This window comes from Neptunicella marina, from assembly GCF_014270035.1.
GTDB lineage: Bacteria > Pseudomonadota > Gammaproteobacteria > Enterobacterales > Alteromonadaceae > Neptunicella > Neptunicella marina.
On the sequence record NZ_JACNEP010000002.1, the window covers coordinates 298,421 to 323,263 of the forward strand.

The following is a 24,843-nucleotide window of genomic DNA, read 5'->3' on the forward strand; positions in this document are numbered from 1 at the left end:
CGAATAAAAATATATTTAATTGGATTGGCGATGCAGTTGAATTAACAGTTCCGCCTCTCCCCGGGTCAACTCGCATTCCTCAACGATCTCTTCAATACTGGCACCTTGCTGTGCCAGTTTGGCGGCGTGGCCATAGAGCTTGCTGTCAGGATCATGTTCTTCCATTTCATCCTGTTTAGCCTGAGTTTCCTGCAATTGACGGACTAGTGTTTGCACTTTTTGCCCAACGCCTAAAGAGCCGGTACGTAATTCATGAATAGCTTCGTGTTGAAGTTGCAATTCAGCTTTGAGATCAAGCAGATTTTTATCCTGTGTCTGGATCTTTTGGCGAAGATGTTCTGCCAGCTGTTTCTGCTGTTGCCACAACCATAAAAATAACAACACTAAAATTAAAGTAACAGCGCAAATGACATACCATTGCATCATTTTATTTTTCCTGTGGGTATCTCAAAAAGCCAGTATTTTGGGGCTATCAGGTTAATGTACACTATTTTAATACGGACACAAAAAAGCCCGCTTATCGCAGGCTCTTAATATGGAACTGAAAAATTAAATGTTACCAATTTCATTCCATTCGTCATCGGTTAATAATTTATTTAAATCAACCAATATTAACAATTCACCATCACGGTTACTCACGCCCTGAATAAACTTGGCACTTTCCTCTGTACCCACGTTAGGTGCACTGGATATTTCAGAGGAACGGAGATAAACCACTTCAGCCACACTATCCACCAGAATACCAACAACTTGTTGTTCTGATTCAATAATGACAATGCGTGAGTTATCGGTCACGTCCGCAGAAGGTAAACCAAACCGTGAACGGGTATCAATCACAGTAACAACATTACCGCGTAAATTAATAATACCTAATACATAATCAGGCGCGCCAGGAACCGGGGCGATTTCAGTGTAACGCAATACTTCCTGAACCTGCATAACATTGATGCCATAGGTTTCATCACCCAGACAATAAGTTACCCATTGCAAGACTTCATCTTTAGCATCTGCCGTGGTATTGCTTAACGTTTTATTTTCACTCATTAGACTTAATTCCTTGCAAGCTGCCGAATTTGCCAGTACTTATTTTAGCCTGATTTCAATTTATCGGCTGGCTTAATTGCTGAAATTATTACAAGTATACAATTAGTTGTGGTTCAACATCGCAATCATTTGCTGTACATCAATTAATGCACACATGCGATCTTTGACCAATCCTGCCAGCCAGGGTCGCTTTCCATCATTTTCCCGCCATTTTACATCATCCTGATGTAAGGTCACTGTGTTAACCAGCTTTTCACAAGCCAATCCCCAATGACTTTCACCCAGCATTATAAGATATTGATACTTTATCGATTCTGCCAGTTTTTGATCTAATCTTTCCGGCATCACCCATTTAGCAGTATCAATGACACTTAACTGTTCTTCCCGGTGTAACATGACACCAATAAACCAATCGGGCTTACCGAATAACGGATTGGTTTTATCCAGTTGATGGATCCCACCGAGTTCCGTTAAGGGAACTGCCATGGTCAACCCGGCCAACTGAAAAAATAATGCCTGAAAGGTTCCCTGACGATAAGCAAGTTCAGCTTGTGCAACAGGTTCTGATACAGGCAGAGGCTCCTCTTGATTAATGTCGGCTGCGCTGGAAATTTCTTTAACTGATTCAACGACTTTCTGCTCGATAACAGGCTTAACTTTGACCTGCTTTTCTACCTCAGAGTCAGCTCCCACTTTCGATAACAATTGATCCAACTGGCTCTTTTCAACAAGTGTGCCCGCTTCCTCATTGTCCTCAGTTAACAAAGAAGCAAAATATTCTTCCATGACTTCTTCTTTGGCAAAAGCAGACTTACTCATAATCTATCCAGATATTTTAATAAGTTGGCATAACAAAACACACCTCGTGATTTTGGGCAAAACACAGACGGTGGCATTTGAGCCTGACTGGCTTCCCGCAGGCGCGTATCAACCGGAATATGCGAAGTCCATACATGTGAACCATAGTTTTGTTGCAATGATTCATAGGCTTCCAACGCCGCATTGGTTCTTTTATCGTGCATGGTGGGAACAATGGTATATTCAAAACTACGGGAAAGGGTTTTCGCCATAATGTCCAGTGTATGCATCATACGTTCGAGGCCTTTTAAGGCCAAAAACTCAGTTTGAACAGGAATTAAAATATGATCACATGCTGCTAACGCATTTACCATCGAAACGCCTAACGTTGGAGGGCAATCAACAATAACATAATCGAACTCATCTTTTACGGCTTGCACAGCCCGCTTGAGAATTAATCCCATGCCACTTTTAGTACCGAGCTTACGATCGACTGTTGATAAGTTCATGGTCGCAGGTAAAAGGAACAAAGAGTCAAATTTAGTCGGACACAAGCAATCCAGTACCGTATCCTTACTCAATTCACTACCCGCCATGAAAACATCATAGACACTGGAGGACAGTAATTCGGAGTCAATACCAAAATAATACGACATGGAAGCCTGAGGATCGGTATCAATCAGCAGAACCTTGTGACCTTTTTGTGCCAATAAGCCGCCCAATGTCACGGTGGTTGTTGTTTTACCTACTCCACCCTTTTGATTGGCGACAGTCCAAACCTTCACTGTTTAACTCGCTTTTAAATGTCCAACAAAGATGAGTGTCAACCACGCATCTCGTTTAATATATTATCGGCAAATTCATCTATCGAATAAACAGCATCCGACAACCCTGCATTGGCGACCGCTTGTGGCATACCATATACCACACAACTATGTTCGTCCTGAGACCAGATTTTGGCTCCATGCTCCTTCAATTTGCGACAACCTTCGCGACCATCTGCCCCCATCCCTGTCAAAATAACGCCCAGAACCTGTCCCCCAAAAACAGAAGCAACAGATTCGAAGGTTAAGTCAACACTGGGTTTATACGGCATTGCTCTGTCTTTTGGCGTATCAGTAATTCTAAGGCGAGCAGCATGTTTGTTGCCTTCCACCAGCATTTGCTTACCCCCCGGAGCAAGATAGGCAACGCCAGGCTTTAATATTTCTCCGCCCTGTGCTTCATAAACATTGATATGACACAGACGATTTAACCGCTCAGCAAAGGCACTGGTAAAAGTACCGGGCATGTGTTGGACCAGCACGATGGGATAAGGAAACGTTGCCGGTAGTGCACATAATAATTTTTGCAGTGCTGCCGGTCCTCCGGTTGATGTACCAATTGCCAGAACCTGATATTGATTCCGTGCAGACGCAGAACGCATAAACACAGGTTTTGCAGCAGGAGGAGGTGGTGGTTTCCCTTGCGCAACCCTTTCTGCAAAACGGGGACGGCCAGTTGCTTGTATTCCTGTACGACTGAAGCTTTTACGTTTCGCAATGGCCTTCACCCGTTGCTGTAATAATTCAATAGCTTCTTTACGATCCCGTGCTATGTCTTCAAATTTTTTGGGTAAAAAATCGAGAGCACCGGCTTCCATTGCATCAAGCGTTGCCTGAGCACCTTCATGAGTCAGCGAAGAAAACATTAAAATAGGAACAGGACTGGAAGCCATTAGTGATTTGACGGCAGAAATACCATCCATAACCGGCATTTCAACATCCATTGTCACCACATCCGGATCTAAAATTCTGGCTTGCTCGATTGCTTCCTTGCCATTTTTAGCTTCGCCTACAACTTGTAAATCAGGATCTCTGGCAAGAATCTCTTTTAAACGACGTCGAAAGAAGGTGGAATCATCAACAATCAAAACCTTATAAGGCATAAATACCAAGACTCCTATGCATTTAAGGTTTTTCTAACATAACGTTTTAATAAGCCTGGAATATCCAAAATTAACGCAATACCACCATCACTGGTAATGGTGGCACCAGCCATACCTGGTGTCCCCTGTAGCATGGAGTCCAGAGGTTTAATAACCACTTCTTCCTGTCCCACTAAAGAATCAACTACAAAACCAATTTGTTGTGTTCCCAGCTGCACGACAACCACATGTCCGGCATTTTTATCAACAACAACGCCTGATTTTCGGGTCAACCATTCAGCCAAATAAAACAGGGGTATTGCTTTGGAACGCACTATCATCGTCAGCTGACCATCAACCGTGTTGGTTTTGCTTGGGTCAACATTAATAATTTCGTTTACAGTTGCTAATGGTAAAGCAAATGCCTGCTCACTCACAACAACCATCAGAGTTGGCAAAATTGCCAACGTCAGTGGCACTTTAATTGCCAAAGTCGTGCCAACACCCATTTCAGAACGTATTTGAATAGATCCATTTAGCTGGCTGATTTTGGTTTTCACCACATCCATCCCAACACCACGTCCGGATATATCTGAAATTTCTACTTTGGTGGAAAAACCTGGCGCGAAAATTAAATTGAAAGCTTCCTCATCACTCATTCGTGAGGCCGCTTCTTCATCTAAAACACCCTTACTTATCGCAATCTCTTTTAGTTTTTCGGGATCCATACCTTTACCATCATCCTGAATGGTTAATAGAATATGATCTCCTTCCTGAGAGGCAGAAAGCTTAACCGTGCCCATGCGAGGTTTACCAGCTGCAGCTCGCTCGTCAGGCAATTCAATACCATGATCAACTGAGTTTCTAACTAAATGCACCAGTGGATCAGCAAGCGCTTCAACCAGATTTTTATCTAAATCGGTTTCTTCACCAATCAATTCAAGGGTAATTTCTTTTTTAAGACTACGCGCCAAATCCCTGACAACACGAGGGAACCGGCCAAAAACTTTTTTGATGGGTTGCATGCGGGTTTGCATGACCGCACCTTGTAAATCACCGGTCACAACATCGAGATTGGCAATCGCCTTCGTCATGGCTTCATCGTTTACATTGACACCAAGACTTAATAAGCGATTACGCACTAAAACCAGTTCTCCAACCATATTCATGATTTGATCAAGACGCTTGGTATCAACTCGAACTGTTGTTTCGGCTGGTGCCTGAGTGGCCGCTTTTTTATCCTCTCTGGGAGCGGGTACCGGAGTTTTGGCTTCATTTTTAGGTGCTGAGGCAGCTGGCGGCTTTTCTGCCGGCTTTGCTTTTGGTTTTTCAGCAGCAGACGCAGGTTTAGGTTTGTCTTGTTTTACAGCAGGAGCCGTCGTTTTTTTAGCTGCTGCAGCTTCACCTGGCCCTTTACCTTCGCCATGTAATTGATCTAAAAGCGCTTCGAATTCGTCATCAGAAATTTCATCATCTGAAGCTGCTGTACTTTGTGCCGGTTCAGGCTTGTTAGCAACAGAATCAGTACTGCCTGTCGTATCCGCCTTTGATGCAAATTGACCCTTACCATGTAATTCATCAAGTAATGCTTCAAACTCATCATCGGTAATGTCATCTCCGGCTTCGGAGCTTGTTACTGATGGGCTCGCAATTGCTGCGTCATCAGTTGCAGAAGAAGCAGATTCGCTTGCTTTACCCGGGGCACTATTCTCACCATGTAATTCATCAAGCAAAGCTTCAAATTCATCTTCGGTAATTTCATCAATGCTGCCAGATTCAGAGGAATCCTGCGAATCATCTTCGATACGTTCATCAAGCTCAAATTCGGTATCTGAACTGTCTTCAGGCTCATCTGCCAATTCAAATTCTACTTCAGCATCGTCTGAATCCGACACTGACGGGGCCTCATCTTCTGATTCGGGGCGACTTAAACGATGTAATGCGTCTATTAACTCTGGTGGAGCTGGGGTTAGTTCTTCGCGGGCCTGAACACTGGCAAACATATCATTGATGTTATCCAGAGCCTGAAGAATAACATCCATTGTTTCAGAGGTAACACTACGCTGGCCGTTACGCATGATATCAAACACGTTTTCGGCACCATGGCAGGCTTCCACCAGTGCAGTCAGAGATAAAAATCCGGCTCCGCCTTTAACGGTATGGAATCCACGGAAAATGGCATTGAGTAAATCAGTGTTTTCAGGATTATTCTCGAGCTCAACTAATTGTTCCTGCAGCTGCTCTAAAATTTCACCTGCTTCAACCAAAAAATCCTCAAGGATTTCCTCATCTACTTCAAATCCCATGAATCATTCCTCTTAAAAACCTAAGCTAGATAATAGGTCATCCACATCATCCTGCCCTGTTACCACATCATCACGGGTTTCAGGATTAATGATTGGGCCCTCCGCTTTCATGTTATCGGAACTTTCAGCTAAGTCTTTATCCTTTTTCGCTGATAAATCAGCAACATCTGTCATGCTAAAGACGGTAAGCATATGTACCAGACTGTCTTCAACTTCCTTAACCAGCTCCATAACTCTGCGAATTACCTGCCCGGTGATATCCTGATACCCTTGTGCCATCAATACTTCAGTTAATAAGCTGTTGAGTTTTTCAGAATCCGTGCGGGAATTTTCCAGAAAGTTATCTAAATCATAGCAAAGAGTTTTAAATTCATTTAATTCCAACTGCCTGGTCATTAATTTTTTCCATTCAGGCAGAATGTTTTCTATGCTGGTAGACATTTTTTCAGCAATTGGCATACAGGTATCAACAGCATCCATCGTACGATTAGCCGCTTGTTCCGTTGTATCAATCACATAATTCAAACGCGTTTGTGCGTCAGGAATGTCTTCTTTCGCTAAGTCAGCTATGCGCGCATCAAGCTGAAAATTATTTAGCGAGTCATGTAACTGGCGGGTCAACTTGCCCACCTCTGAAAATAATGCAATTGAATTATTTATGGACACGGTTTCGAGTAAATCACTTGCCCCGTCCTGATCATCAGCTTCTAACAAGCTAACTAATTTTTTTGCGTCTTCCAGTGATATAGAAGGTTTTTGTAGTTTAGCCATTCAGCCTCTCCTAAATGGGTAGGATTAGCTACCGGATTAACCCAGACGTTCGAAAATTTTGTCTAATTTTTCTTTCAAAGTCGCTGCAGTAAAAGGCTTCACCACATAGCCGTTAACCCCAGCTTGGGCGGCTGCAACAATTTGCTCTTTTTTGGCTTCAGCAGTTACCATCAAGACAGGAAGATGTTTTAAATTTTCATCCGCACGAATCGCACGTAACAAATCGATACCTTGCATTCCAGGCATGTTCCAGTCGGTTACAACAAAATCAAAATCACCTTGCTGTAACATCGGCAAAGCCGTGCTACCATCGTCGGCTTCCTGCACGCTGGTAAAACCTAAATCCTTTAGTAAGTTTTTGATTATCCTTCTCATTGTTGAAAAATCATCAACAACCAGAATTTTCATATTTTTATTCAAAACCGCCTCCGTTGAGGTATCAACTAGCCAATATTAGTTATTATTTATATTAAACTGAACGCCATGACTTCATTCGGTTTTTCAACCTCAGCATCGCCTGACTATGAATTTGACTCACTCGTGATTCACTGACTTCCAGAACTTCACCAATCTCACGCAAATTTAATTCTTCATCATAGTAAAGTGATAGTACAATGGCCTCACGTTCGGGCAATGTAGTTATTGCCTGAGCCAAGGATTTCTGGAAAGCTCCTTGTAGCACATCATCAAAGGGTTCATCAATACCACTATTTCGCTCTGTAGTGATAACATCTTCCGTAACCCCTAAATCTTCTATGCCAATAATACGTCCTGCATTCACTTCCGCCAACATTTGATGATATTCATCAATGGTGACATTCATATATTCGGCAACTTCATTATCTTTGGCATCTCTGCCAGTATCTTTTTCAACCCATGCAATGGCTTCTGCAATTGCGCGATTGTTTTTGTGCACTGAACGAGGTGTCCAATCACCTTTGCGTATATCATCCAGCATTGCCCCTCGGATACGGATGCCCGCATAGGTTTCAAAGCTAGCCCCTTTACTACCATCAAAATTTTTGGCAGCTTCCAACAGGCCAATCATGCCAGCCTGAATTAGATCATCAACCTGAACACTGGAGGGGAGTCGCACCATCAAATGATGGGCAATACGCTTTACCAGTGAAGCATGTTGTTCAACCAGCTTCGTCTTATCATCATTTTGTTGATAGGCTGCTACTTTATTGTTCACGCCTCGTCCTGCATAGTCTGAGATTTCTGGCGTACCAACTGCTCCAGGAAAAACTCTAAATGTCCACCCGGTTGCGATGGTACAGGCCACTTCAATGCCTGTTTGGCTAAATTGTTAATCGCAACTGCCGCCGGTGATGATGGAAACGCATCCACTATCGCTTTCTGACGGCGTACTGCTTTACGAATATTTTCATCATGCGGAATAGTTGCAACCAATTCCAGTGCAACATCAAGAAACCGTCCGGTAACTTTAGAAAGCTTAGCGAATAATTCCTGACCTTCACGTAAATTGCGCACCATATTCGCAACAATTTTAAAACGAAAAACACCATGGTCACGATTCAATATTTTTATCAGAGCATAAGCATCAGTCAGTGACGTGGGTTCATCACAGACAACGACCATGACATCCTGAGCCGCACGCGAAAAGCTTAACACCATATCGGAAATGCCTGCGGCAGTATCAACAATCAGTACGTCTATGTCTTGTTGTAATTCGCTAAATGCCCGGATCAGGCCAGCATGTTCGACAGGCGTTAGCTCAGTCATCGACTGTGTACCAGAAGTCGCAGGTGCGATTTTTAGACCGTGAGGACCTTCAACTAATACATCTTCCAACAAACATTCGCCGGATAAAACATGAGATAAATTTTTCTCTACCCGCAACCCGAGCATAACGTCGACATTAGCCAGACCTAAATCGGCATCTAACACTAAAACACGTTTGCCCATTTTTGCCATAGAAATAGCGGTATTAAGAGTAATGTTGGTTTTACCCACTCCTCCTTTTCCACCGGTAACGGCAATAACTTTTATTAAACTGGATTGCTGCATACTTCTTAAGCTACTCGCTTGATCCTCTATCATAAGCCTACTGCTGATTGTTTAACCTGGCTAGAGGTCATTGGGTTGAATCCGTATTTTTTGTACATTCTTGCCGCTGTTGAAATCATATACTTAACCTCAGCGTTTCGAATATCTTCAGGGACTTTTTGGCCATCTGTGAGGTAACTGACAGGAAGGTTGTTTTCAATCGCCACACTTACCATCTCCCCTAAACTGTAACACTCATCTAATTTTGTGAAAATACACCCACGCAAAGAAATGTCGTTATACAACTTAATTGTTTGTTCCATAACCTGAATTTGCGCGTTGGCCTGCAGAACTAAATAGCTGGTAATATTAGCACAGGATGTTTGTTTTAAGGTATCCAGTTGTTTGATTAATCTCACATCCCGCTGACCAAACCCGGCGGTATCAATCAGTATTAGTTTGCGATTGCGAAATTGATATAGCACTTCATCCAATTGTTCTGCCGTTGTGGCTTTTTTAACCGGGCAACCAATAATTTTTCCATAAGTTGCCAGTTGTTCATATGCTGCAATTCTGTACCCATCGGTGGTAATTAATGCGACTTTATCATTGCCGTATTTCTGAGCATATCTGGCTGCAAGCTTGGCGATAGTTGTGGTTTTTCCTGTTCCGGTAGGCCCCATTAGTGCCACGATCCCACCTCTGTCAAAAATGTCATCCTGAGTCGTTTTTAAACGGTTAGCCAGTAGTTTCAATAAAAAGACCCAGGCTTCGCGTTCGCTGTAATCAGCAGGTGTAAACGCAACCACTTCACTGGCTAATTTTGGTGAAATTCCCATGTTAATCAGACTTTCTGTTAAATAAGCCTGCATAGGATGGGCGTGACGTTGTTGCTGTTGCAGTAAACCATTTACCTGAAATTGTAAAACATTACGTAAAGACGCTAATTCCGCCTTTATCTCAGCAAGGTTGTCATTTGTTTGTGAAGCAGACACGACTGGCTTGCGTATGCTGGCTGCAGGTTCTTTAAATGCCGGATTTTCAACAGGCTCATCCTGCATCTTAGCCTGTTTATCAAGGAGTGCTTTTAAACTGTCCGGGCCACTATCACCAATAATCTCAGATAAGGTAGGTGTCGTTTTTATATTTGACTTACCATCAGTCAACTGAATATTTGATTGCTGTTGAGCAACTGGTGCCGCTTTTTTAACCGGCTCATTATCGTAGGCCGCGACAATCTCCACACCATCAGCCACTTTTTTGTTCGACATAATAACCGCATCGCTGCCAAGCTCGTCTTTAACCTGCTTTAATGCATCCCGCATATCCTTGCCGAAAAAACGTCTGATTTTCATGATATCCCCTTAGTACCTACTGCCCAATGGCACTGACGATTTTGATTTGTTTGTCGTCAGGAATTTCCTGATATGACAACACGTGTAATCCCGAAATGGCGTTTTTGGTGAAACGCGATAAGACTGGACGTAACATACCCGATGTCAGTAAAACTGCCGGTTCACCAGCCATTTCCTGCTGTTGCACCACCTCAGTTAATGACTGCTGTAATTTTTCAGCCAGTCCGGGTTCTATGCCAGCACCGTCCTCTCCACCTGCCTGTAATGACTGATGCAACATCTGTTCCAATTCAGGTGCCAAAGTTATGACCGGGATCTCACTTGCACCATTGGTAATTTCCTGAACAATCAGGCGCTTAAGTGCTATGCGCACCGCAGACACCAGCACATCAGGATCCTGTGTTTTGGGACCATATTCACGCAACGTCTGCACTATGCTTCGTAAGTCACGAATCGAAATTCCTTCATACAACAAGGTTTGCAAGACTTTTACGACCGTACTGAGTGGTAAGACATCAGGTACAAGTCCTTCAACTAACTTAGGATTATTTTTTGCCAACAGATCAAGAAGTTGCTGCACTTCTTCATGGCCTAATAACTGATAAGCATTGGTCGTAAGCAACTGGCTTAAATGGGTGGCAACAACGGTAGCGGCATCCACTACGGTATACCCCAGTGTTTGCGCATGTTCACGCTGAGAAGGTTTGATCCAGACAGCTTCCAGACCAAAAGCCGGATCCGTAGTTTCTACACCATCCAGTTTGCCAAATACCTGACCCGGATTAATGGCCAGTTCACTATCGTGACTGATTTCAGCGTCACCGATGGAAACGCCTAACATTGCAATGGTGTAGGTATTAGGACTTAAATCCAGATTATCGCGAATATGAACAGGTGGAATAAGGAAACCCAGCTCCTGAGATAGTTTCTTACGTACACCTTTAATACGTGTGAGCAGTTCTCCCCCCTGGCTTTTATCAACCAGCGGTATCAAGCGATACCCCACTTCCAGACCAATAGTATCCACATGTTGTACGTCATCCCACCCAAGTTCTTTCACTTCACCTTGTTCTGCCGGACGTTCAACCATTTCTTTACTAGCAGTGTCGCTTTGTTGTTGCTGTTCTCTACGCCAGTTAAACCAGGCCATGCCACCCACAATTAGCGCAAAACCTAAAAAGGCCAGATGCGGCATTCCCGGAACAATGCCCATCACAAATAAAATAACGGCTGTTATGATCATTGCCTGCTGATTACCCAACTGGCGTTTTACTTCAGCCCCCATCTCCTGGCTGTCATTCTCACGGGTAACAATAATAGCGGTCGCAACGGACAATAAAAGCGAAGGAATCTGCGCCACTAACCCATCCCCGATAGTCAGCAGAGTATAAATTTCAACCGCATTAGAAAAGGTTAAATCATGTTGGATAATACCGATAAACAAACCACCCACTATGTTAATCAGCATAATGAAAAGGCCAGCAACAGCGTCACCTTTTACGAATTTGGATGCACCATCCATCGACCCATAAAAGTCGGCTTCAGCTGTAATTTCCTCGCGACGACGACGTGCTTCATCCTGATCGATAAACCCCGCATTTAAATCAGCGTCAATTGCCATTTGCTTACCTGGCATCGCATCCAGCGTAAAGCGTGCACTTACTTCTGAAATACGTCCTGCACCGGCAGTTACCACTTTAAAGTTAATGATTAACAGGATCGCGAATACCACAATCCCCACGGCATAATTACCGCCTATAACGACCTCACCAAAAGCTTCGATTACTTTACCTGCAGCATCCCCCCCCTCATGCCCTTCAAGCAAAACAATCCGGGTAGACGCCACGTTTAACGCTAACCTCAATACTGTGGCAATTAACAAAATAAGCGGGAACGCGCCAAATTCCACAGGTTTATTGGTGAACACTGACACCAGAATAACCACCAGTGACAGGGCAATATTAAAACTAAATAAAGCATCTAACAGGAAGGCCGGCATAGGCAAAATAACCATGCCCATAATAGCCAGCAAGATGACAGGAGCGCCTAAGCCCGCAGTAAGTTTTTTGACTGCATTTTTATCTATGCGATTGAAATAGGCGGCTAGTTCCATAGTAACTACAACGAAAAATTGACTATGGGGTAGCGAGTGCAACAAACAGGCCAGAAAACAAAATATGGTTAAGGTTTAGCCAACTTATTTACGCATATTTTGCTAACTGACTATTATTAAATCAAAAATTATTTGTTCGCCATATTTGATGTTTTTTTGACGCCAAAAAAACCTTGGTTTAACGGCGTAATTCTGGAGGGATAGGTAAGTTAGTTGACAGTGGTGATGGACGATGTCCTTTACCTTTTTTATATGCTTTAAGTTGATACACATATGCCAGCACTTGTGCCACCGCCATAAACAATTTGGCCGGAATTTCATGATCCACTTCGGTTGAATAGAATATCGCCCGCGCCAACATGGGTGACGCCACAAGTGGTACATCGTGTGCGGTAGCAATGGTTCGAATATGCATTGCCATTTCATCCTGACCTTTGGCCACTAAGATTGGTGCACGATCACCATTATCGTCATACTTAATCGCTACAGAATAGTGAGTCGGGTTAGTGACAACGACATCAGCAGTAGGCACCGCTTGCATCATGCGTTTGGCTGCCGCCTGGAATTGCAACCGTCGAATCCGGCTTTTAACCTCAGGATTACCTTCAGAGTTCTTACGCTCATCTTTCACTTCCTGCTTGGTCATTTTCAGTTCTTTTTCATGTTTATATTTTTGATATGGCACATCAAACGCCGCAATTGGGATCATCGAACAACAGATAATTAAAAACGCCCACGCCAGCAAATCCAAAGCATGAGTCATGTTACGCGGATACAGCTCCAGATCGAGATGTAGCGCTTCATCTTTAAATAACTGCAAGGAAAAGTAGGTAGTAACCGCAACGACAATAAATTTGGCCAGCGCCTTTAAAAACTCAACCACTCCGTTTATGCCAAACATACGCTTTAATCCTTTAAGAGGATTAAGTTTTGACGCTTTTGGGGCAGCGGATTTCATAGTGAAGTTGTAACCACCAAGGGCAATGTTGCCGTAGAATCCCGCCGCAAACACGATCACCATATACAGCATAACAGGTGCAGTAATTTCACCAATAACACTGCCCAGAATCTGGAACATATGATGAAAATCATAGGTTTCATCACGCGACAGGGTAAAACTACGACTCATCACGTGATACATAGCCTCAGCAATCAGTTTGCCCATTAACAATAATGCACCGGCAGCTGACATCAGGACTAAAGTCGTCGCCAGTTCTTTGGAGCGCGCTATCTGACCTTTTTCACGTGCCTGCGACTGTCGTTTCGACGTGGGGTCTTCTGTTTTTTCGTGAGCGTCAGCCATCGCAATTCAACATAATCAGGAGCAAACCATGAGCAGGTCACACATCAATTGCTGTGCGCGCTGCCATTGCTGTTCAAAGTGAAAAGTAAAGTTATCCAGCGTGATCCAGATAATGATTAGTCCCATGATTTGCGCAATGGAAAAGCCGATGGTAAACACATTTAACTGTGGTGCCGCTTTAGTCATCACGCCAAAGGCTAAATTGACAATCAGCAATGAAACAATGGGTGCCAGCGAAAGGGTTACAGCTCCAATAAACATCCAGCTCCCCCAATGTGCGATTTTTTTATAGTTTTCAGGATCCCACCATCCTGCACCAACCGGAAAAGCGTCAAAACTCAGCACTATCATACGTATCATTGCCAGATGACCGTCTAAAGCCCAGAAAATAAGCGTAGCCAGAATCAGATAAAACTGCCCTACTGCGGGGACGTTTATGCCGTTAACCGGGTCAACAATGGATGCAAACCCCAACCCGGTTTGCATGGCAACAATTTGTCCTGACAATACAAACGTATTCAGAACCATCATTGAAATAAATCCGATGGCAACACCAATAATCAGCTGTTGAATAACCAGCACAAACGTCGCCACTGATAATAATTCATCAACCGGCACAGGTTTAACCATTGGCATGATCAACAAACTTAAAAACAAGGTCAGAAAGGCTTTTACAGGGGCTGGAATGGTTTTAGCACTGAGCCCCACCATCGCCGCAAATAATCCTGAAATACGCATAAACGGCAGCAACAAATCTGCCAGGTACTGGATGATAACGTCTCCGGCAATATGCATTTTCAGTTACCCAACCACCTGAGGGATCCTGTCTACCATTTCAAAGGTAAAATCCATCAACTTCTGTACCAACCAGTGCCCACCCCAGCTTAATGCCAGTAAAGTAACAATGAGTCGGGGCAGAAAGTTAATGGTCTGTTCGTTGATTGACGTCGCCGCCTGAAACACAGATACAGCCAGTCCTACAAATAAACTGGGTAATATAATTGCCGACACTAGCAGGATAACCATGGATAGTGCTTCGCGTAGCACATCAACAAAGACCTCAGGACTCATAGCTCACTCCTACATGCCAAAACTATTCGCTAAGGTGCCAAATACCAGATTCCAGCCATCAACCATCACAAACAACATCAGTTTAAATGGTAACGACACAATCATTGGCGACAACATCATCATACCCATGGCCATCAGAATGGATGCGACCACTAAATCTAAAATCAGGAACGGAATAAACAACATAAACCCGATTTGAAAGGCGGTTTTCAGCTCACTGGTAACAAAGGCCGGAATCAAAATATTCATAGTAACATCAGCAGGCTCCTGGAACTGATCTTCATAACCTCCGATTTTGATGAAGGTTTCCAGATCTTTAACCCGGGTTTGAGACAACATAAATGCTTTAATCGGTTCTTTGGCAGCTTCATAAGCCTGAATAGAAGTGATTTCTTCTTTTAAATAAGGCTGCAAGGCATTTTCGTTAATCTTGTCAAACACCGGCGCCATAATAAACAGACTTAAAAACAGGCTGACACCAATCAAAATTTGGTTTGACGGCGATTGTTGAAGACCAATCGCCTGCCGCAAAATTGACAGTACAATAATAATGCGGGTGAAAGATGTCATCATCATGAGAAATGCTGGCAAAAGACTCAGCGCCGTCATGATCGCTACAACCTGTAACGTCATGGTGTAATCTTCACCACCGTTTGGATTTGGCGTTACGGTTACAGCAGGAATCCCCTGAGCAAAGGCTCCCCAGGGTAATAACAACAGTAAAACAGGAAGTAACATGCGCAACTTAATCATGGTTAGCTTCCTTATTGTTTTTCATAAAGTGGCCGAGCTTTTGTTTAAAGCTTTCTGCACTTTCATCGGTGATCACTGGCGTTTCAAGTTTGCTCAGATGATTAATTTGCTGTGCAGTGACACCTAATAAGTGCTGCTCTTCCCCCACCTGGATTAACATTACCCGTTCACGGTTACCCAGCATCATAGACGAAACAATTTTCATCTGATGACTACCAGTGTGGGTGACATTAAATCGACGCATTAAATACCCAAGCGAAAAAATAATCGCCAGAACCACAATCAGTGACAGCAAAATTGACACAAAAGAAGATGCGGTTGTCGGTGTCGCAGATTCAGCAAAAACAGCAGGACTTAACAGGAAAAGCCCGCCCGCTAAGGGGCGGAACAGAAAATTAACGGAGTTTTTTAATTCTTTCGATTTGACTAATAACATCGGTGAGACGGATACCAAACTTGTCGTTTACTACTACTACCTCACCATGAGCAATCAACGTGCCATTTATTAGAACATCGAGCGGTTCACCCGCAACTCGATCTAATTCAACCACAGATCCTTGATTTAACTGTAATAAATTTCGGATGCTAATATGGCTGCGTCCCACTTCCATCGAAATGGTAACCGGAATATCTAAAATAGAATCAAGTTTGCGTTTTTCATCCGCCGTAATATTGGCGTCTTCCTGCAACTCATCCAGTTCAGCAACCTGAACATCGTCTCCGTCGGCACCGGCATCACCTTCGGCAGCTTCAGCTTCGGCCTGTTCTGCCATGGCTGCTGCCCAATCATCTAAACCGTCTTCATTTTCGGTGCTCATATGCTACCTCACTTAATATTGTTACAGGTCTTCTTCAAGTATTTGAAGCTCGGCGTCGCTGTCAATACGACGTCCGCCTTTGGTTAATAGTTGTAATTCAGATTTAACAGAAACAGGCCGTGGAATTTTCTCCGTAATCTTCAACGCCACGTTATCACGGGAGCGACCAATTTTACTGCGGAACGTCGGCAGACCTTCTACCTCCATAACCACATGTTCCGGCATTTCTATTGGAATAATATCGCCCGCCTGCAATTCCATCACTTCCTGCAAAGACAATTCAAATTCCAATAATTCAGCGGCCACTTCCACTTCCACGTCCATGATTTCGTCACGCAGAGCCTTACTCCAACGTAAATCAGTGTCTTCTTTATCGCTTTGTACACCCGCATCAAGCAATTCACGTATAGGCTCCAACATCGAATATGGCAAAGCAACATGGAAATCGCCTCCCCCACCATCCAGTTCGATATGGAAAGAACTGATCACTACCACTTCGGTTGGATTCACGATATTCGCCATTGCCGGGTTAACTTCCGAGTCCAGATACTCGAAAGACACATCCATAACTGGCGACCATGCTTCCTTGTAGTCTTCAAAAACCAGCTTCAGCAGCATCTGAATGATGCGGCGTTCTGTTGGGGTAAATTCGCGTCCTTCAATTTTGGCGTGAAAACGTCCGTCCCCACCAAAGAAGTTATCAACCAGTATAAATACCAGACGGGCTTCCATGGTAATAAGGCCAGTGCCTTTTAAAGGGCGAAAACGCACCATGTTCAAACTGGTTGGTACAAACAAGGTATGTATGTACTCACCAAATTTAATCATCTGAATACCGTTAATTGATACCTCAGCGTTACGACGCATCATATTAAACAGGCTGACACGCATGTGTCTGGCAAAGCGCTCATTCACAATTTCGAGCGTGGGCATGCGGCCACGCACAATCCGGTCTTGTGAAGAGAAGTCATACTCAATCGCCGATCCGTCTTCTATCGAATCGCTGATTTCTTCTTCTTCGACCTCATCAACCCCATGGAGTAGGGCGTCAATTTCGTCTTGTGATAATAAATCGCTCACATTATTTTCCTGTTACTTCTTATAGCCAATAACACGTCGTTGACTTATTGCATAACAAAGCCGGTAAAGAGTACTTGTTCAACAACTTCTTTACCGGTAATGTTTTTCATGGTGGCTTTCACATCTCGCAAAGCTTGCTGCTTTAATGCTGCTTTACCGGCTTCAGTGACCAGGTCATCAGCATTTGAGCTACTAAACACCTTAAGCAATGCCCCTTCTACCAAGGGAATGTGCTTCTTAATTTCTTCTTCATTTTCAAAACCACGCACCATAAGCTGTACTTTTATCTCAACCAAACGGCTGCGCGACACACCTGGGGCGTTAAAGGTAAACGGACGCGGCATTGCAATATATAACGCGGTACCGGTTGATGGCGGTGCAGCTTCAGCAGCAGGCTCAACCACTTCACCCAGTTCCGGTTGCTCAGGTCCTGCCATCAGGAAAAAGTATGCGCCAGCACCTCCGCCCAGTAACACTACGACCGCGATAATAATGATCAGCAGCTTTTTACTTTTTTTACCGCCTTCTTCGATTGTTAATTCTTCGTCAGCCATGCGTTACCTTAATTTATCAATGTATATTTTAGTGAGGTTGGCATTATCCATAACTCAAGCCAGTGTTGGCAACGTTATATCAAGCAAATACCTAAACAAAATAATCAATCCCATTTACGGCCCCGTTTACCACATTAAGCGTTTGGGATACTTCAGGCTCGTCAAGGTTGTCGTTGCTGTCAAGTTCTGCAAATTGTCCGCCACCTGATGTCTGCCCACCGTCGGACTGAGCCCCTCTGCCTTGTTGATTCTCCTGACGCACATTAGATTGTCCCAGTTCAATACCGCGTTCAGATAACATTTCTCTTAGTCTTGGCGTGCTTTGCTCTAGTGCATCTCTTGCATGCTGGTTTTGCACGACAAAACTCACGCTGGCTTGTTCATTGGCGATATGTAAACGAATTTGCATTGTGCCCATATCTGGCGGGTCAATACGGATATCAGCGACCATATTGCGCTGATTCACCATGACCTGCACTTTATCCACCAGTTGTTTTAGCCCTTCCATTTTTTGCAGATTAGTCGCCGTTTTATCTACCTGCGACTGAGGAGAAACCAGTGTTTTATGCGCATCAGTGCTAAAACCTTCATGATGTTCACCCGGTTTATCCATAACAACGGGTTGTACAGCACTTGAGTCCTGATTGGCTGACGTTAATTTCGCCAGCTCCATAATCTGCTTTAACCCCTGACGTGCAGGATCATTGGATACGGTTGAATCGGATTTACTTAAATCATTGACCACCTTACCTAACATAGCCTGCAAGTCGATTGCCGGTACACGCCCATTTTCCAGTTGTTTATTCATGTCATCAACTGCACTTTGCAGCGACTGAATAAAAGCTTGTTTTGTATCATCACTCGCTTGCGGCATAGTTTGCTGAGTTAATTGCGTTAAAAGCTTATTCATTTTTTCTTTGGGCATGGCCAAAAAGGCTTTCAAATCACTAGTCAACTCATGAGCATTTTGTTTTATCTGCTCTGTGATATCGCTGTTTGTATCCAGAGTCGCCAGCCATTCGAGAATAGGATTGACGCTTGCCAATAACTCATCTGTGCCCTGACTGCTTTCAGCCGTATCAGAACTATTACTTGCCTGAGTTTCAACAGGCTGCTCAGAATCGTTATTGACTGATTGTTTATATTGATTCAGCAGAGCAATTAAATCAGTTAACTGACTCCGGTTCGACTCTTCGCCCACAGGCGTGGTTTCAACTTGCGATGTATTTGTGTCAGATTGACTTTCGGCATCCAATACCTGGGTTAATTTATCCAGTAACACTTGTAAACGAGCCAAAATATCTGGTGACACGTCAGCTTCATCCGCTTCAGGTTCTGATACCTTATTGCCATCTGAGGTATCTATATCTAATTTGTCATACAACATTTGTAAAAGATCGGACACCTGATCCGTATCACCAGCCTCTTCAGTCTGATTGGTTTCATTTTGCGACTTATGATTCTGACTACCTGTGAGTCGTTCAAGTAATGCCATCCAGTTTTGTTTAATTTGTGCCTCAGTTAACACCAGACTATCGGACTCACTATCCCCCTCATCTTGCGTTTGTTCGTTAATAACATCCCCGACAACATCTTGTTGTTGTTTGTCATTTTTAGCGTCTTCTGTCTGCTGCTGTTTATCATTGTCTTTGTTGTTTTTAGCAGTTTCATTTATTTCGGACGGCTCGTCTTTGTTGGGCTTGTCCTGAGAGCTGGCGTCAACCTGTTCATCTTTTGCCGCTTGCTCAGCCTCGTCTGCGTCATGATTAGACGTATTTTTTATTTTATCGTCCTCACTCTGAGGCTTTGATTTTGTATCCGAATGCGCCTGGGATGATTCAACTTTACGCTCTTGTTCAGCATTGGATGAATGCGCCTTGTCGTCACGCATATTCTGCTGATGTTGTTCAAATACCGATGAGAATTGCTGCTGATTCTTCTCATTCGATGTCTGACTCGCAACAGATTTCTTAGCCGGAGCGGCAACCTCTGTTGGTAAAGCGGCAACTTGTTGCATCATACTGAAGTCATCCTAATATCAAATCATAACCAATTGTTTTTTATTGTTTTTATCAACAATAATTCACTAATGACGTTTTAAATTACCGGTAAAAAGCAATCGTCAATTTAGGTAATTAGCATAAGCCAGATTGAATTTTGCAATTCCTATTCCAACCTGTAAAAACATCGGATAATCAATGATTACAATTTGTGATAGCAGCAAGTCATAACTTTATGTCATGCTTGATTGTGTATTCAGGTAGTTATCGGACTAAACAAGCACCTGAAAACAAGTAACTTTGTATGGATAAAATTAAGGACACATGATGAAAAAGGCGTTTTCACTCAGTAACTATATGTTTGTATTGCTCTTTAGCTGCTTAAGCTCAGCTTATGCGAGCGATATGAAAGATGCGCAAGCTTATCAATTAATGGATAAATCAGGTTTAACCCGCGCGATAGAAAGTTTACCGCAACAAATGCAAGCGTTATCTCAACAGATGGCGTTAACAGAAAAGAATGCTGGCTCTCAGCAGGCATTTAGTTCACTTCTGCAACAATCGGTTAATACCGACCAAATGTTGCAACAAATAGCAACTTATTTAAAAAGTCAGTTAAATGCCGAAGAAACGGTAGCATTGTTAGCCTGGCTAAGCTCAGAACCAACTGCAACTGTAATTGATGCAGAGCTGCAAAGCAGCGATCCTCAGTTTCAACAAAATCTGATGCGTTATATTGCAGACTTACAATCCAATCCCCCCGCAGATGCTCGTAAACAGGCCATTATTAACTTTGTTCAATCAACACAAATGGTTGAACAAAGCGTTAAAATGATCATGTCAATTGTTGACGGTATGTTTGATGGTGTTAAAGCCACCAGAGCCAATGATCCTCAGGTAGCGGCCACACTGGACCAACAAAAAGCACAAATGGAACCTATGTTACAGGGTGCAATGCAACAACAAATGGTATTAACATCTTATTATATTTACCGTGATATTAGCGATGAAGATCTAGCTAAGTACGCTCAGTTTTATCAGACAGACTTAGGCAAGAAATATCTGTCGATTATGTATGGTGCGATAGGTACCGCATTGGGTAACTGGGGAACCGATTTTGTTAACTTAATGGTAAAACAGGATACAGAGAAACAATCTCAATAAACTGAATCCATAAATCTTAAGTACTTAAAGGGCCCTTTCCGGGCCTTTTTAGTGATTAATCAATTCACATTTGTTATACCACGAATAGTGGCTTTTGTCACATGCAGGCCGGTGTGGGCTAGTACATATTATTAACGTCTAGCTTTGTGCTCGAATAAAGCGTTGCAAAGAAACTTCATCTAACAGCTTTTGTTCTTGTCGAGCTTCATGCAGCGTTTGAATCTGACGTTTTTTATCCAGTAACATTTCAACGGCTTTGCGTTTTTTTTGTTGTTGCAGCCACTGACCTTTCCGTTGCTCAGCAACCATTTGGGCTTTGGCAATAATCTTATTTTGCTCTTCGCAGGCTTTGTCTAATTTACCGATAAAAGCCTGATGTTGACCAAATGACAACGCTTTTAATCCCTGAGTTCCTTTTTGCTGAAGCTGACGCAAATAATCCAGACGATAGTTTTCCAGTCCGGATAATTTAGAGCGCTGGAGTTGCCAGTGTTGCTGAGCCTGCTGAAAATCACGTGCTAAGCGATCTTCTTTGTCCTGCTCCCACCGCAACACCTGCTGTAATTGCTTATCTGCCATAACAATTATCCATTAACCAGTGCCGAGCGCTTGTGCCAGTTTCATCATATCCGTCAGACTATCGTCATAGGGTATAACCTGTTTCATGCCTTGTTGGAACAGTTGATTAATGGCAGGCTCCGCATTAATGGCTAAATCAATTCTTGGATCTGAGCCTTTGGTATAGGCACCTATGCTAATTAAGTCGCGATTCTGTTGATAGTTGGAATACACCTGACGAATACGTCTTGACGCGGCTAAGTGTTCATCACTTACCACCATTGGCATTACACGCGAAATAGAGGCTTCCACATCAATAGCCGGATAATGCCCCGAATCAGACAAACGGCGAGCTAATACAATATGTCCATCAAGGATAGCCCGTGCGGCATCGGCGATAGGATCCTGCAAATCATCCCCTTCCACCAGTACCGTATAAAATGCGGTAATTGACCCCTGATTAGCACTGCCGTTACCTGCTCGTTCGACTAACGCAGGCAAACGGGCAAAAACAGAGGGTGGATAGCCCTTGGTTGCCGGCGGTTCCCCCACCGCCAGAGCAATCTCACGTTGCGCCATGGCATAACGCGTCAACGAATCCACCAGCAACAAAACATTCATGCCTTGGTCACGAAAATATTCCGCAATACTGACCGCAGTTTCACAACCTTTTAATCGCATTAAAGGTGACGTATCAGCAGGAGCCGCCACCACTACCGATTTTTGACGTTCTTCTTCACCCAAAATATCATGAATAAATTCTTTTACCTCACGGCCCCGTTCCCCAATGAGTCCAACCACCACGACATCAGCGCTGGTTCCACGGGTCATCATGCCAAGCAACACACTTTTACCCACACCACTCCCTGCAAATAACCCCATGCGCTGTCCCTGGCCAACTGTTAACATTGTGTTGACTGCCCTTACACCAACATCCAGAGGTGATTCGATAGGTTTACGCAACAAGGGATTCATCGGAGGACGGGTAAGAGGTACTCTTTTATCGGTGTTAATTGCCCCTTTACCATCCAGCGGCTGACCATTACTGTCCACCACACGACCAAGTAACTCCATACCAACGGGAATACCGGATTCACGGCTCAGCGGTTTTACTCTGGAACCTGGAACGATCCCCTTTACGGCCTCAGTAGGCATCAGATAAGTGATATTATCGGCAAAACCCACTACTTCAGCTTCAATTTCACCTTCAATGGTTTGTACCAGCGCCTGACTGCCCACCGGTAACTGGCACCCCACGGCTTCAAGTGTCAGTCCAATTCCTCGTACTAGTTTACCCTCGGCAACGGTTTGCGCTTTGGGAATTTGCTGCTGATAGGACTTTATGCGCTCTAATAATTCACTCATAAGGTATTACTGGTAGTCCAGCCCTTGTTGCAGCAAAAACTTATCCAGAATGTCACGGGTGCGACGCTCAATAGATAAATCAACGGCATTACTGTCCGTTACAATATCACAGCCACCACGAGTCATATCCGGCGTTTCCACTAATCGCCAGTGATGCCGTTCAATGTCTTCATCACTAAAATGTTCTTTGATTAATGCAACATCATCGGGGTGTAAGCGGATCTGATACATTTTTTCCGCAATGGGTAAAACATTTAGCCCTTCGGTAATGGCCTGAAATATAATGTTTTTATTGGTTTCAACTTCGGTGCGAATAACGGCTTTGGCCAGTTCGGTAGCCAGAACCACCAATTCATTTTCCAGTTGTTTATCAACCTGCTGCATCGGCTGAGTTATGTGACTCAACATGCTTTCAAGAACCTGTAATTGCTGTTGAATTTGTTCAGCTCCGCTGGTTAATCCTTCTTCATTACCTTTATCAAAGCCTTCGTCATAACCTTGCTGATAGCCCTGCTCTTTGCCTTCCGCCAGTCCCTGTTCCAATCCCTGCTGTTTGCCTTGCTCAAAACCTTCGTTATGCGCTGCCTGACGAATCTCTTCTATTTCATCGGCAGTCGGCAATGACAGTTCTTCGGTCTGCTGCTCGTTGTCAGCTTCCGGTGGTTCATACTGCCATTGAGGTTTTTTGTTTATCGCATTGGTTTTATCCCGATCAGCAGCGATTTGCTGTTCGTCTTCCACAAACGGGAATTCCCATGCTTTAATTTTGTCATTCATAAAACTTAGTGCGCCTGAAACAGCCAATAACTACAGTATAGGTGGATGAGCTCCTTACAGGAACTCATCTCCGCCCCCACCACCAAGCATAATTTCACCGGCATCGGCCAGTCGACGGGCAATAGACAGAATTTCTTTCTGCGCAGTTTCCACTTCACTCACCCGCACAGGTCCCAGTGCTTCTAGATCATCCAGTAACATTTCTGCTGCACGTTTGGACATATTTTTAGTGATTTTAGTACGCAGATTATCGTCAGCGCCTTTAATCGCTTTAAGCAGCACATCTTGCTGAACTTCGCGCAGAATAGTCTGAATAGCGCGGTCGTCGGCATCCGCCAGATTGTCGAATACAAACATCAGATCCTGAATCTGCTGACTCATTTCTTCGTCCTGCTCGCGGATAGCATCCATCAACTGACCTTCGATATTGGTATCCAGATAGTTCATGATTTCTGCCGCGGACTTCAGGCCGCCCATCTTGGCTGCTTGTGCACCGGCCTGACCAGCAAACTGTTTCTCCATAATTTCGTTCAGTTCCTGCAAGGCTGCCGGTTGCACTTCTTCCAGATTAGCAATACGCATCATGAGGTCCAGACGTACTTTTTCCGGGAAATTCGCCATAATTTCTGCTGACTGTTCGGCATCTAAATAAGACAATACAATGGTTTGAATTTGAGGATGCTCATGGCGAATAATACTGGCCACCTGCTTGGAATCCATCCATTTAAGTGAATCCAGACCTTTGGCTCCACCACCTGCCAAAATTTGATCGATCAGATTTGCCGCTTTTTCTTCACCTAACGCTGCGGTCAGGGCTTTTTTCACAAAGTCATGGCTTTGGAAACCAATGGTACTGTAGTTCTGAATTTCTTCGATAAAGTGTTTGTGTACCGCAGTAATTTTATTCTGGGTCATATCCTCGATGCTGGCCATCGCAGTACCTAATTTCTGAACCTGTTTGGGCTCCAGATGTTTGAGGATTTGCGCAGCATCTTCTTCTGATAAACTCAGTAACAATATGGATGCTTTTTCGACGCCTTCGAGTTTGTTAACGTCATATCCGGGTTGTTCTGCTAATTCTTCAGCCATCACTACTG

26 protein-coding genes are annotated in these 24,843 nt (G+C 43.7%); 1 reads left to right on the forward strand and 25 read right to left on the reverse strand.

Annotated elements, in window-relative coordinates; all coding sequences use genetic code 11:
- Nucleotides 1–15: 15 nt before the first annotated feature.
- The 21 genes from H8B19_RS03735 to H8B19_RS03835 form a co-directional block, all read right to left on the reverse strand.
- On the reverse strand, nucleotides 16–426 hold the full coding sequence (locus H8B19_RS03735; RefSeq protein ID WP_186505435.1) for a DUF2802 domain-containing protein: 411 nt from the start codon (nucleotides 424–426) through the stop codon (nucleotides 16–18).
- A 123-nt stretch (nucleotides 427–549) separates the two neighbouring features.
- Nucleotides 550–1,044 (reverse strand): chemotaxis protein CheW, encoded by a 495-nt coding sequence (locus H8B19_RS03740; RefSeq protein ID WP_186505436.1) that lies wholly within the window; start codon nucleotides 1,042–1,044, stop codon nucleotides 550–552.
- Between the two features lie 102 nt (nucleotides 1,045–1,146).
- Nucleotides 1,147–1,863, reverse strand: a complete 717-nt coding sequence (locus H8B19_RS03745) for a chemotaxis protein CheW (RefSeq protein WP_186505437.1) — start codon at nucleotides 1,861–1,863, stop codon at nucleotides 1,147–1,149.
- Complete coding sequence (locus tag H8B19_RS03750; protein ID WP_186505438.1) at nucleotides 1,860–2,627, reverse strand: AAA family ATPase; 768 nt, start codon at nucleotides 2,625–2,627, stop codon at nucleotides 1,860–1,862. The genes H8B19_RS03745 and H8B19_RS03750 overlap by 4 nt, the downstream gene beginning before the upstream one ends.
- Nucleotides 2,628–2,665: 38 nt before the next feature.
- Nucleotides 2,666–3,769, reverse strand: a complete 1,104-nt coding sequence (locus H8B19_RS03755) for a protein-glutamate methylesterase/protein-glutamine glutaminase (protein ID WP_186505439.1) — start codon at nucleotides 3,767–3,769, stop codon at nucleotides 2,666–2,668.
- A 14-nt stretch (nucleotides 3,770–3,783) separates the two neighbouring features.
- Nucleotides 3,784–6,054: a chemotaxis protein CheA gene (locus H8B19_RS03760; protein ID WP_186505440.1), complete on the reverse strand. Its 2,271-nt coding sequence runs from the start codon at nucleotides 6,052–6,054 to the stop codon at nucleotides 3,784–3,786.
- A 12-nt stretch (nucleotides 6,055–6,066) separates the two neighbouring features.
- Entirely contained in the window at nucleotides 6,067–6,825 is a 759-nt protein-coding gene (locus H8B19_RS03765) for a protein phosphatase CheZ (protein ID WP_186505441.1), read from the reverse strand.
- 36 nt (nucleotides 6,826–6,861) lie between these two features.
- A complete protein-coding gene (gene cheY / locus H8B19_RS03770) occupies nucleotides 6,862–7,245 on the reverse strand; it encodes a chemotaxis response regulator CheY (RefSeq protein ID WP_186505442.1) in 384 nt (127 codons plus the stop codon).
- A gap of 49 nt (nucleotides 7,246–7,294) precedes the next feature.
- On the reverse strand, nucleotides 7,295–8,020 hold the full coding sequence (locus tag H8B19_RS03775; RefSeq protein ID WP_186505443.1) for an RNA polymerase sigma factor FliA: 726 nt from the start codon (nucleotides 8,018–8,020) through the stop codon (nucleotides 7,295–7,297).
- The gene (locus H8B19_RS03780; protein ID WP_186505444.1) at nucleotides 8,017–8,889 is read right to left on the reverse strand and encodes a MinD/ParA family protein; all 873 of its coding nucleotides are present in this window, start codon (nucleotides 8,887–8,889) and stop codon (nucleotides 8,017–8,019) included. Before H8B19_RS03780 ends, H8B19_RS03775 begins: the two co-directional genes overlap by 4 nt.
- The gene (gene flhF, locus H8B19_RS03785; RefSeq protein WP_186505445.1) at nucleotides 8,886–10,190 is read right to left on the reverse strand and encodes a flagellar biosynthesis GTPase FlhF; all 1,305 of its coding nucleotides are present in this window, start codon (nucleotides 10,188–10,190) and stop codon (nucleotides 8,886–8,888) included. Before flhF ends, H8B19_RS03780 begins: the two co-directional genes overlap by 4 nt.
- A gap of 16 nt (nucleotides 10,191–10,206) precedes the next feature.
- Nucleotides 10,207–12,303, reverse strand: coding sequence for a flagellar biosynthesis protein FlhA (flhA, locus tag H8B19_RS03790; RefSeq protein ID WP_186505446.1), 2,097 nt, complete (start codon nucleotides 12,301–12,303; stop codon nucleotides 10,207–10,209).
- 178 nt (nucleotides 12,304–12,481) lie between these two features.
- Nucleotides 12,482–13,606, reverse strand: a complete 1,125-nt coding sequence (flhB, locus tag H8B19_RS03795) for a flagellar biosynthesis protein FlhB (RefSeq protein ID WP_186505447.1) — start codon at nucleotides 13,604–13,606, stop codon at nucleotides 12,482–12,484.
- A gap of 15 nt (nucleotides 13,607–13,621) precedes the next feature.
- Complete coding sequence (fliR, locus tag H8B19_RS03800; RefSeq protein ID WP_186505448.1) at nucleotides 13,622–14,401, reverse strand: flagellar biosynthetic protein FliR; 780 nt, start codon at nucleotides 14,399–14,401, stop codon at nucleotides 13,622–13,624.
- 6 nt (nucleotides 14,402–14,407) lie between these two features.
- The gene (gene fliQ, locus H8B19_RS03805; RefSeq protein WP_186505449.1) at nucleotides 14,408–14,677 is read right to left on the reverse strand and encodes a flagellar biosynthesis protein FliQ; all 270 of its coding nucleotides are present in this window, start codon (nucleotides 14,675–14,677) and stop codon (nucleotides 14,408–14,410) included.
- A gap of 9 nt (nucleotides 14,678–14,686) precedes the next feature.
- The gene (fliP, locus tag H8B19_RS03810) at nucleotides 14,687–15,430 is read right to left on the reverse strand and encodes a flagellar type III secretion system pore protein FliP (RefSeq protein ID WP_186505450.1); all 744 of its coding nucleotides are present in this window, start codon (nucleotides 15,428–15,430) and stop codon (nucleotides 14,687–14,689) included.
- On the reverse strand, nucleotides 15,423–15,866 hold the full coding sequence (gene fliO, locus H8B19_RS03815; protein ID WP_186505451.1) for a flagellar biosynthetic protein FliO: 444 nt from the start codon (nucleotides 15,864–15,866) through the stop codon (nucleotides 15,423–15,425). The genes fliP and fliO overlap by 8 nt, the downstream gene beginning before the upstream one ends.
- A complete protein-coding gene (fliN, locus tag H8B19_RS03820; protein ID WP_186505452.1) occupies nucleotides 15,826–16,248 on the reverse strand; it encodes a flagellar motor switch protein FliN in 423 nt (140 codons plus the stop codon). Before fliN ends, fliO begins: the two co-directional genes overlap by 41 nt.
- 21 nt (nucleotides 16,249–16,269) lie before the next feature.
- Nucleotides 16,270–17,328 carry a flagellar motor switch protein FliM gene (gene fliM / locus H8B19_RS03825; RefSeq protein ID WP_186505453.1) on the reverse strand — a complete coding sequence of 353 codons (1,059 nt, stop codon included), beginning with the start codon at nucleotides 17,326–17,328 and terminating at the stop codon, nucleotides 16,270–16,272.
- Nucleotides 17,329–17,372: 44 nt separating this feature from the next.
- Nucleotides 17,373–17,882, reverse strand: coding sequence for a flagellar basal body-associated protein FliL (gene fliL / locus H8B19_RS03830; protein ID WP_186505454.1), 510 nt, complete (start codon nucleotides 17,880–17,882; stop codon nucleotides 17,373–17,375).
- Nucleotides 17,883–17,973: 91 nt separating this feature from the next.
- Nucleotides 17,974–19,902 carry a flagellar hook-length control protein FliK gene (locus H8B19_RS03835; protein ID WP_186505455.1) on the reverse strand — a complete coding sequence of 643 codons (1,929 nt, stop codon included), beginning with the start codon at nucleotides 19,900–19,902 and terminating at the stop codon, nucleotides 17,974–17,976.
- Nucleotides 19,903–20,209: 307 nt separating this feature from the next.
- On the opposite strand from H8B19_RS03835, the gene H8B19_RS03840 reads away from it, so the two are divergent.
- Nucleotides 20,210–21,046 carry a hypothetical protein gene (locus tag H8B19_RS03840; protein ID WP_186505456.1) on the forward strand — a complete coding sequence of 279 codons (837 nt, stop codon included), beginning with the start codon at nucleotides 20,210–20,212 and terminating at the stop codon, nucleotides 21,044–21,046.
- A gap of 138 nt (nucleotides 21,047–21,184) precedes the next feature.
- On the opposite strand, the gene fliJ is transcribed toward H8B19_RS03840, so the two are convergent.
- From fliJ to fliG, 4 genes are read right to left on the reverse strand one after another with little or no spacing between them, the layout of a single operon-like run.
- Nucleotides 21,185–21,625, reverse strand: a complete 441-nt coding sequence (gene fliJ, locus H8B19_RS03845; RefSeq protein WP_186505457.1) for a flagellar export protein FliJ — start codon at nucleotides 21,623–21,625, stop codon at nucleotides 21,185–21,187.
- 12 nt (nucleotides 21,626–21,637) lie between these two features.
- The gene (gene fliI / locus H8B19_RS03850) at nucleotides 21,638–22,969 is read right to left on the reverse strand and encodes a flagellar protein export ATPase FliI (RefSeq protein WP_186505458.1); all 1,332 of its coding nucleotides are present in this window, start codon (nucleotides 22,967–22,969) and stop codon (nucleotides 21,638–21,640) included.
- A 6-nt stretch (nucleotides 22,970–22,975) separates the two neighbouring features.
- On the reverse strand, nucleotides 22,976–23,746 hold the full coding sequence (gene fliH / locus H8B19_RS03855) for a flagellar assembly protein FliH (protein ID WP_186505459.1): 771 nt from the start codon (nucleotides 23,744–23,746) through the stop codon (nucleotides 22,976–22,978).
- A 54-nt stretch (nucleotides 23,747–23,800) separates the two neighbouring features.
- Nucleotides 23,801–24,835, reverse strand: a complete 1,035-nt coding sequence (gene fliG, locus H8B19_RS03860) for a flagellar motor switch protein FliG (RefSeq protein WP_186505460.1) — start codon at nucleotides 24,833–24,835, stop codon at nucleotides 23,801–23,803.
- Nucleotides 24,836–24,843: the final 8 nt, after the last annotated feature.

What these genes read in the sequence shown, in the direction of transcription:
- H8B19_RS03735 (WP_186505435.1), bottom strand. Translation starts at nt 426, where the DNA reads ATGATGCAATGGTATGTCATTTGCGCTGTTACTTTAATTTTAGTGTTG.
- H8B19_RS03740 (WP_186505436.1), bottom strand. Translation starts at nt 1,044, where the DNA reads ATGAGTGAAAATAAAACGTTAAGCAATACCACGGCAGATGCTAAAGAT.
- H8B19_RS03745 (WP_186505437.1), bottom strand. Translation starts at nt 1,863, where the DNA reads ATGAGTAAGTCTGCTTTTGCCAAAGAAGAAGTCATGGAAGAATATTTT.
- H8B19_RS03755 (WP_186505439.1), bottom strand. Translation starts at nt 3,769, where the DNA reads ATGCCTTATAAGGTTTTGATTGTTGATGATTCCACCTTCTTTCGACGT.
- H8B19_RS03760 (WP_186505440.1), bottom strand. Translation starts at nt 6,054, where the DNA reads ATGGGATTTGAAGTAGATGAGGAAATCCTTGAGGATTTTTTGGTTGAA.
- H8B19_RS03765 (WP_186505441.1), bottom strand. Translation starts at nt 6,825, where the DNA reads ATGGCTAAACTACAAAAACCTTCTATATCACTGGAAGACGCAAAAAAA.
- H8B19_RS03780 (WP_186505444.1), bottom strand. Translation starts at nt 8,889, where the DNA reads ATGATAGAGGATCAAGCGAGTAGCTTAAGAAGTATGCAGCAATCCAGT.
- flhF (WP_186505445.1), bottom strand. Translation starts at nt 10,190, where the DNA reads ATGAAAATCAGACGTTTTTTCGGCAAGGATATGCGGGATGCATTAAAG.
- flhA (WP_186505446.1), bottom strand. Translation starts at nt 12,303, where the DNA reads ATGGAACTAGCCGCCTATTTCAATCGCATAGATAAAAATGCAGTCAAA.
- flhB (WP_186505447.1), bottom strand. Translation starts at nt 13,606, where the DNA reads ATGGCTGACGCTCACGAAAAAACAGAAGACCCCACGTCGAAACGACAG.
- fliR (WP_186505448.1), bottom strand. Translation starts at nt 14,401, where the DNA reads ATGCATATTGCCGGAGACGTTATCATCCAGTACCTGGCAGATTTGTTG.
- fliQ (WP_186505449.1), bottom strand. Translation starts at nt 14,677, where the DNA reads ATGAGTCCTGAGGTCTTTGTTGATGTGCTACGCGAAGCACTATCCATG.
- fliP (WP_186505450.1), bottom strand. Translation starts at nt 15,430, where the DNA reads ATGATTAAGTTGCGCATGTTACTTCCTGTTTTACTGTTGTTATTACCC.
- fliO (WP_186505451.1), bottom strand. Translation starts at nt 15,866, where the DNA reads ATGTTATTAGTCAAATCGAAAGAATTAAAAAACTCCGTTAATTTTCTG.
- fliN (WP_186505452.1), bottom strand. Translation starts at nt 16,248, where the DNA reads ATGAGCACCGAAAATGAAGACGGTTTAGATGATTGGGCAGCAGCCATG.
- fliL (WP_186505454.1), bottom strand. Translation starts at nt 17,882, where the DNA reads ATGGCTGACGAAGAATTAACAATCGAAGAAGGCGGTAAAAAAAGTAAA.
- H8B19_RS03835 (WP_186505455.1), bottom strand. Translation starts at nt 19,902, where the DNA reads ATGATGCAACAAGTTGCCGCTTTACCAACAGAGGTTGCCGCTCCGGCT.
- H8B19_RS03840 (WP_186505456.1), top strand. Translation starts at nt 20,210, where the DNA reads ATGAAAAAGGCGTTTTCACTCAGTAACTATATGTTTGTATTGCTCTTT.
- fliJ (WP_186505457.1), bottom strand. Translation starts at nt 21,625, where the DNA reads ATGGCAGATAAGCAATTACAGCAGGTGTTGCGGTGGGAGCAGGACAAA.
- fliI (WP_186505458.1), bottom strand. Translation starts at nt 22,969, where the DNA reads ATGAGTGAATTATTAGAGCGCATAAAGTCCTATCAGCAGCAAATTCCC.
- fliH (WP_186505459.1), bottom strand. Translation starts at nt 23,746, where the DNA reads ATGAATGACAAAATTAAAGCATGGGAATTCCCGTTTGTGGAAGACGAA.
- fliG (WP_186505460.1), bottom strand. Translation starts at nt 24,835, where the DNA reads ATGGCTGAAGAATTAGCAGAACAACCCGGATATGACGTTAACAAACTC.